This window comes from Methylobacterium sp. AC832, assembly GCF_979256025.1.
The window spans coordinates 1-1,719 of sequence record NZ_CEEDMV010000023.1 but is presented as its reverse complement, the minus strand read 5'-3'; the positions used below and the strand labels follow the sequence as shown (position 1 = coordinate 1,719).

Here is a 1,719-nt window from a genome sequence, read left to right as displayed (position 1 = left end):
GCCATCTTCGTGGTCACCCTCGTCTTCGTCATCTGGCAGCCGAAGGGGTTCGGCATCGGGTGGAGCGCCCTCATCGGGGCCGTCGTGGCGCTGGCCACCGGGGTCATCAGCTCCGGCGACATCCCGGTGGTCTGGCACATCGTCTGGGACGCCACCTTCACCTTCGTCGCCCTCATCATCATCTCGCTGCTCCTCGACGAAGCCGGCTTCTTTCACTGGGCGGCGCTCCACATAGCCCGCTGGGGCGGCGGCCAGGGACGCCTGCTGTTCCCGCTGGTGATCCTGCTCGGGGCGGCCATCGCGGCGGTGTTCGCCAATGACGGGGCGGCCCTCCTGCTCACCCCCATCGTGCTCGCGATCCTGCTCCGTCTGAACTTCAAGCCGGCGGCGGCGCTGGCCTTCATCGTCGCCTGCGGGTTCGTGGCAGACTCGACGAGCCTGCCGTTGGTCATTTCGAACCTCGTCAACATCGTCTCGGCGAACTTCTTCGACATTTCCTTTAGCCGCTACGCGGCCGTGATGGTGCCGGTGAACCTGGTCTCATTGGCCGCGACCCTGGTGGTGCTGTGGCTGTTCTACCGGCGCGACCTTCCGGCCACGTACCCGGTGGCCGAGCTCGAAGCGCCGCACCACGCGATCAAGGACCCGCTGGTCTTCCGGGCGGCCTTCCCGCTCCTCGGTCTGCTTCTGGTCGCCTACTTCGTGACCGCATCGTTCGGCGTGCCGGTCTCGATGGTCACCTGCGCCGGCGCACTGATCCTCCTGGCGCTGGCCAACCGCAGCCGCGTCATCCCCATTCGCAAGGTCCTGACCGGCGCCCCCTGGCAGATCGTGCTGTTCAGCCTCGGCATGTACCTCGTGGTCTACGGCCTGAAGAATGCCGGGCTGACCGACTACCTGGCGCAGGGGCTCGTATGGCTTTCGGGCTTTGGCCCGTTCGTCGCCACCATCGGGACCGGGTTCGCCGCCGCCATCCTGTCCTCGGTCATGAACAACATGCCGAGCGTGCTGGTGGGGGCACTCTCAATCCATCAGGCCCCGGATCTCTCGCCCCTGACGCGCGAGCTCATGGTCTACGCCAACGTCATCGGCTGCGACCTCGGCCCGAAATTCACCCCCATCGGGAGTCTGGCGACCCTGCTTTGGTTGCACGTCCTCGACACCAAGGGCCAGCACATCACGTGGGGCCAGTACATGCGGGTGGGTCTGGTCATCACGCCGCCGGTGCTGCTCATCACACTGGCTGCCCTGGCGCTCTGGCTTCCCATGCTCGGGGCTCGGTAGCGCGCCGATGGCCCCGACGCGCCGCTGGCCGGTGATCTCGGCACTGGGCGTCGTCCAGATCCTGACCTGGGGCTCCTCGTTCTACCTGCTGTCGGTGCTGGCCGCTCCGATGACGCAGGACACGGGATGGCCCCTCGGCTGGGTCATCGGCGGCCTGTCCCTTGGCCTCCTCGTCGCGGGTTTGGTCTCGCCACGGGTCGGAGCGTTAATTGGCGAGCACGGCGGCCGGCCGGTGCTGGCCTTTGCCGCCATTGCCCTGGCGCTGGGCCTGACGGGCCTTGCACTGGCCCCGAACGTTACGGCTTACCTGGGGGCCTGGCTCCTCGTCGGCCTCGGAATGGGCACCGGCCTGTACGATCCCGCCTTCGCCACCCTCGGGCGTCTCTACGGTGCCGAGGCTAGGCCAGCCATCACCACGCTAACCCTGTGGGGCGG

Annotated in this window: 2 protein-coding genes; both read left to right on the top strand. The window is 67.6% G+C overall.

All coding sequences use genetic code 11. The annotated features are described in order from the left end of the window. On the top strand, window positions 1-1,284 hold a 1,284-nt coding region (locus tag AC0IXR_RS24960; protein WP_471762584.1), incomplete at its 5' end, for an arsenic transporter. Between the two features lie 7 nt (window positions 1,285-1,291). Continuing rightward, on the top strand, window positions 1,292-1,719 hold a 428-nt coding region (locus AC0IXR_RS24955), incomplete at its 3' end, for an MFS transporter (protein WP_471762583.1).